The organism is Streptomyces swartbergensis, from assembly GCF_002148965.1.
Classification (GTDB): Bacteria; Actinomycetota; Actinomycetes; order Streptomycetales; family Streptomycetaceae; genus Streptomyces; species Streptomyces swartbergensis.
Window position 1 is genome coordinate 1 of the sequence record NZ_NGFN01000465.1, and the last position, 5583, is coordinate 5583.

General features: G+C 69.3%; 7 protein-coding genes and 1 tRNA gene. 2 read left to right on the forward strand and 6 right to left on the reverse strand.

All coding sequences use genetic code 11. From position 1 onward, the window contains the following. From CA983_RS39975 to CA983_RS39985, 3 genes are all read right to left on the reverse strand, one after another. The coding region (locus CA983_RS39975) for an NUDIX hydrolase (RefSeq protein ID WP_483027228.1) at window positions 1-217 on the reverse strand (217 nt) is incomplete at its 3' end. A gap of 4 nt (window positions 218-221) precedes the next feature. After that, complete coding sequence (locus CA983_RS39980) at window positions 222-485, reverse strand: hypothetical protein (RefSeq protein WP_086605594.1); 264 nt, start codon at window positions 483-485, stop codon at window positions 222-224. Beyond that, the gene (locus CA983_RS39985; protein WP_086605595.1) at window positions 482-904 is read right to left on the reverse strand and encodes an ATP-binding protein; all 423 of its coding nucleotides are present in this window, start codon (window positions 902-904) and stop codon (window positions 482-484) included. Before CA983_RS39985 ends, CA983_RS39980 begins: the two co-directional genes overlap by 4 nt. Before the next feature lie 157 nt (window positions 905-1061). Between CA983_RS39985 and CA983_RS39990 the strand changes: the two genes are divergently transcribed. Then, window positions 1062-2321, forward strand: a complete 1260-nt coding sequence (locus CA983_RS39990; RefSeq protein WP_086605596.1) for a helix-turn-helix domain-containing protein — start codon at window positions 1062-1064, stop codon at window positions 2319-2321. Next, window positions 2306-2851, forward strand: coding sequence for a GNAT family N-acetyltransferase (locus tag CA983_RS39995; RefSeq protein WP_086605597.1), 546 nt, complete (start codon window positions 2306-2308; stop codon window positions 2849-2851). The genes CA983_RS39990 and CA983_RS39995 overlap by 16 nt, the downstream gene beginning before the upstream one ends. Before the next feature lie 162 nt (window positions 2852-3013). Here CA983_RS39995 and CA983_RS40000 read toward each other — a convergent pair. The 3 genes from CA983_RS40000 to CA983_RS40010 all read right to left on the reverse strand — a co-directional run bounded on the left by CA983_RS40000 (window position 3014) and on the right by CA983_RS40010 (window position 5279). Beyond that, window positions 3014-3086 (reverse strand) — tRNA-His (locus CA983_RS40000). 115 nt (window positions 3087-3201) lie between these two features. After that, the gene (gene orn / locus CA983_RS40005) at window positions 3202-3804 is read right to left on the reverse strand and encodes an oligoribonuclease (RefSeq protein WP_086605598.1); all 603 of its coding nucleotides are present in this window, start codon (window positions 3802-3804) and stop codon (window positions 3202-3204) included. Between the two features lie 185 nt (window positions 3805-3989). Then, complete coding sequence (locus CA983_RS40010) at window positions 3990-5279, reverse strand: helix-turn-helix domain-containing protein (protein ID WP_086605599.1); 1290 nt, start codon at window positions 5277-5279, stop codon at window positions 3990-3992. Window positions 5280-5583 lie beyond the last annotated feature (304 nt).

A 5583-nucleotide genomic window follows, 5' to 3' on the forward strand; every position in this document is an offset into this window, starting at 1 on the left:
CCTCCCCGACCTCGACGCCCCCGCCCACCAGCCAGTCGTAATGACCCGGGAACCGGGAGATGTGCTCCGGCCTCCGGTGCACCAGCACCCGCCCCTGCGGATCACGGCAGACCGTGGTCGCGACCCGGTGCAGCCAGCCGTGCCGGATCGCCTCGTCCCGGTCGACCACCCCGATCACCCGGTCCTGCTCGTCGACCCGCTCGACCAGCTCACCCATGGCGTCACGATCGCACGTCCTCGCCACTGCCAACCGTCCGCGCAGATAGACGGCCGCTGTCCGCGCGTTCCTTCTTGACGCGCTCCAGACGGGGCTCGGTCACGGTCAGCTTCTCGGGGCTCGGGGCCTTCCATCTCAGGGCAAACGAGTTGACCCCGCGCAGGATGTACGCACCGTCCCGCTTCACGTCGCTGACGATGCCTTCTTTGCCCGCGCTGGCGTCGTACACCTGGTCGCCAACCCACGCCCTGGGCTTCTCCTCGGTCACCGGGCCGGCTCGCAGAACACCTCGGCCCAGACCTGCTTGCCCCATCGGTAGAGGTCGGTGCCCCAGCGCTCGGCCAGGGCATCGACCAGGAGGAGACCTCGGCCGCTGGTGAGGAGGTCGTCACTGGGTTCGGCCAGCTCTGGCAGCATGCGGGCCTTGTCGACCACGCCGATCCGCACGAACCGCTCGCCAGGTCTGGTGATGACGACCCGGATCACGCGGCTGTTGGTGTGCTTGACCGCGTTGGCCACCAGCTCCGAGACGAGAAGTATGGCGGTGTCCGTCAGCTCCTCCATGTGCCAAGCGGCCAGAGTCGTCCGCACGAGCCTGCGAGCGGTCTCGGCGCTCTCCTCCAGACCCGGGAGTGTCTCGGAGTATCCGGGGTGTCCCGTGTGGTGCGGCTTCGCTGACACGATCATCTGAACCTCAGGGGTGTCGGTGTACGACGGCCTTGGTTCAGTCAACGACCGCTCGTGTCTCCCGAGGAGGAAAAGTCGGCCGGGTGTGCATCTCGCCCAAGCGGAAATTCTCGGCTGTCGCCATCACTGATGGAGCATCAGTGGCTACCGTGGGTATGTGGAGGGGAACACGAGCCTCGCCGGCGCCATGCAGGAAGCGGGCTTCAAGCAGGCCGAGTTAGCCGAAGCCGTCAATGGCCAACTGTGGGCCTCCGGCTATGACGGGACCGTGAGCGACCGGACCGTCCGGAACTGGCTCACCGGAAAAACCCGGTGGCCGCACCCGCGTCAGCGGGAAGCCTTAGAGGCAGTATTCGGATGTAGGGCCGAGGAGCTGGGCTTCAGCCCGCCAGCGGCAAGACGCCCCACCACCCAACCGGAGGCGCCTGTGAGGCGCAGGAACTTCCTCACCGCCACCACCGGCACGGTCGCCGCTGCGGTGCCGTTCGTCGGAGTGCCCCCGCAGGTCGGCACCTCTGACGTTCTCCGGCTCCGCTCGGGCCTGGACGCCCTGATGGAGCTGGACGACACCAGGGGAGGCCACGAGGGTCTGGAGCGAGCCGCGCTGTCCGGGGCGGCCGATGCCCTGGAAAAGCAGAAGCTCGGCGCCACTCAGCGCATCCGGCTCCGGCTCTTCTCGATCGCTGCCGACTACACCGCCACGGCCGCCTGGAGCGCTCTGGACGCCCGGCAGGCCGACCGGGCCCAGGCTCTCCTGGGACGGGCGCTGTACCTGGCCGGAATGGCCCAGGACCCCGTGGCGGAGATGAGGGTCTGGAACTCGTACGCCATGCTGGCCCACCAGCGCGGGGAGCACACGGAGGCCGTCGACTCAGGCCTGGCCGCTCAGGCCACGGCCGTCACCAAGCGGGACCCGATGTTCGCCTCCCTCGCCCACGCCCGTACTGCCATCGGCCACTCCAACCTCGGCGACCGTCAGGCCGCATTGCGCTCTCTCGGGCATGCAGAGGAGGCCCTGGGCAAGGTGGATCGGGACCAGCCTCGTCCGAGCTGGCTGGCCTTCTACGGCCCGGCTGAGCTGATGGCCATGACGGCCATCGTCCGAGACCGGATCGGGGACGCCGCAGAGGCCGAGGCAGCCTCCCACAAGGCCCTGGGCGCGATCCCTGAGCAGTTCCGCAGGAACCGGGCGCTGGCCACCACACGGCTCGCTCTCGCCCAGCTCCACCAGCGGGACATCGACCAGGCGTGCTCCACCGCGTCGACCGCCTTTGAGCTGATGGCGGGTACCCCCATCCCGGGCCGGATGCGCTCCCTCCTCGGCGACTTCTACCGTGACTTGATCACGCTTGCGCCGGATGCCGGGATCGCCCGAGAGTGGGGAGACCGCTTCCGATCCGAATGGAGCCGATCTTGAGTGCCGCTGATCTGGTCGTCCGCCGCTACACGCATGCCGACCTGCCGCAGGTCCGGCAGACGCTGATCGACATCCATGCGGACGCCTACGCGGATGCGATGAACGACGAGTTCAACCAGCGCTTCCCCTGGTTCGTCGACCACTGGGGCGGCAACCCGGACTTCGACTGCGTGATCGCCTGGGATGACGACGTGGCGGTGGCCTTCGGGTACGGAGCCCCGTCAACCCCCTACCGCGAGTGGTGGCGCGAGCACCTGAAGCCCGCCCCCGACCCGGGGAAGGACCGCACCTTCTCCTACTCGGAGCTGGCCGTGCGGACGAAGTACCGGAAGAGGGGCGTGTCCGAGCTGGTCAGCCGGGCCCTGCTGGACGAGCGGGACGAGGACCTCGCCGTACTCCTGGTGGACGTCACGCACCCCAAGGTCCAAGAGCTGTACGAGTCCTGGGGCTTCCGGAAGGTCGGCGAGCGCCAGCCCTTCCCCGACTCCCCGGTGTACGCCGTCATGCTTGCGGAGCTGCCGTTGCGCTAGGCCCCCGGGTGGGTGGCCTTCGTGCGGAAGCGCTTGCGGATGCTCGCCATGGGTGGAAGGTAGAACCCTTCTCAAGATCCCGGGGGGCCACTTGTGTGGCCACGGCGGATACGAAAGAGGCCGGTGACCTGATTACTACAGGTCACCGGCCTCTTTAGTGAGGGTGAGTGACGGGACTCGAACCCGCGGCATCCTGGACCACAACCAGGTGCTCTACCAGCTGAGCTACACCCACCATGACCGGCTTGGAGATCAGTGACTTCCCCGACCGGCCGAGAAAAAGTGTACAGGGTCCGAAGGGGTGCTCGCGCCCGGCTTTCGCGGCGCCCCTCCGCGGGCCCCCGGCATGGCTACTGGGCAGGCAGGACGTGCTTCGCGGCGATCTTCTTCGCGGTGTCCGAGTCGGGCCCGGGCTGCGGGACGAAGACGGCCTCGCGGTAGTAGCGCAGCTCCGCGATGGATTCGCGGATGTCGGCGAGCGCGCGGTGGTTGCCGTTCTTCTGCGGGCTGTTGAAATACGCCCGCGGGTACCAGCGGCGGGCCAGCTCCTTGATCGACGACACGTCGACGATCCGGTAGTGCAGGTAGTCCTCCAGCGTCGGCATGTCGCGCAGCAGGAAGCCGCGGTCCGTGCCGACGGAGTTGCCGCACAGCGGGGCCTTGCCCGGCTCCTTGACGAACTCCCTGACGTACGTCAGGACCTGCTCCTCGGCGTCCTTCAGCGTCGTGCCGTTCGGCAGCTCCGTGAGCAGCCCGGACGCGGTGTGCATCTGACGCACCACCTCCGGCATCGTCTCCAGCGCCCTGTCCGGCGGCCGGATGACGATGTCCACGCCCTCGCCGAGCACGTTCAGCTCGGAGTCGGTGACGAGGGCGGCCACCTCGATGAGCGCGTCGTCCGACAGCGAGAGGCCGGTCATCTCGCAGTCGATCCACACCATGCGATCGTTCATGTGTCTCACCTTACGGGGAGCCGCTCCGGGCTGAGCCGACCGTGCGGTGACCTTGTGGCCAAAGGCGCTCCCGCCTCGTATCAAGGGCGCTCCCGCCTCGTATCAAGGGCCCACTCGCCCCGATACGGCACCGGGCCCGCGCGGAGACTTCCTCCACGCGGGCCCGGTCACCGGCTCACGTCACATCACGTCGCGCTGCGCTGCCCCGGCAGACTCGCCCGGCTCGGCACGTACGCCTCCCGGCCGTTGTCCGACCCGGTCGACGCCGACGTCGACATGGCCGGGGACGATCCGACCGCGCTCGCCGCCGCCGTACGGCGGGACTGGAGCGGGACGGGGTGCTCCGGGTGCAGCGAGGCGGGCGGCTGGCCCTGCTGGCCGGGATGCCCCCCGTGGCCCGGCATGCCGGACCCCGGTCCGCCCTGGGCGGCCTCGGTGTCCTGCGGCCGCTCGCCCTGGGGGCGACGGGCGCGGTACGCCGCCCGGTACGCGGCCGGCGACGAGCCCAGCTGGCGGCGGAAGTGCCCGCGCAGGGCGACCGGTGACCGGAAGCCGCAGCGCCCCGCCACCTCGTCCACCGAGTAGTCCGACGTCTCCAGCAGGCGCTGCGCCTGGAGCACCCGCTGCGTGATCAGCCACTGCAACGGGGCACTCCCGGTCAGGGAGCGGAAGCGGCGGTCGAACGTACGACGGCTCATGTACGCGCGTGCCGCCAGCGTCTCCACGTCGAACTGTTCGTGGAGGTGCTCCAGCGCCCAGGCGACGACCTCGGCGAGCGGGTCGGCGCCGATCTCCTCTGGTAAAGACCTGTCGAGGTAGCGCTCCTGGCCGCCGCTTCGGCGCGGGGGCACGACGAGGCGCCGGGCCAGGGCCCCTGCCGCCTCGTTGCCGTGGTCCGTGCGCACGATGTGCAGGCACAGGTCGATGCCCGCGGCCGTACCGGCCGATGTCAGCACGTCACCGTCGTCGACGAACAGCTCCCGCGGATCGACGTGCACCGACGGATAGCGTTTCGCCAGCGTCGGCGCGTACATCCAGTGTGTCGTCGCGGGCCGGCCGTCCAGCAGGCCCGCCGCCGCGAGGACGAAGGCGCCGGTGCACAGCCCGACGATGCGGGCGCCCTCCTCGTGTGCCCGGCGCAGCGCGTCGAGCGCGTCGTCCGGTGGCGGAGAAGTGATCGAACGCCAGGCCGGTACGACGACCGTGCCCGCCCGCGAGATCGCTTCCAGGCCATGCGGTGCGCTGAGTTCGAGGCCCCCTGTGGTCCGCAGTGGGCCGTCCTCGCCGCCGCACACCAGCAGTCGGTAGCGCGGTACGCCGGCGTCCTGGCGGTCAATCCCGAACACCGACAACGGTATGGAACTCTCGAAGATGGGGCCGCCGCTGAACAGCAGCACCGCGACGATCTCCTTGCGACGTCGCCCGGAAAGCTTCCGGGTCGCGGCTTCCGGCGCGGCAGTGGAGTCGTGGCTCATACTGCTAAGCCCCCCTCGGTGGTCGCGGCTCCTCGGTTGTGTCGCTCCTGCACGTTTCCCCTCGGTCCTGCACGAGTCCCCCGCCTAGACAGTCAAGATCGAATCTACTGTGTCCCGTTGCGCCGCAGTGGCCGGATCGGCACTCGGCACATTGTCGACTTGGCAACTTGGCGTGAAGCATTCGATCACGAAGCGTTGCACTCGTGGGGCGTGCAGGGAAGTGCGCCTTGTCGCGGTGGCCAATCCGCGTAGGGTGCGCAGCACCCCTGAGGCCCTTTCCGTGCAGGTCGAACGGGGGTTGGGG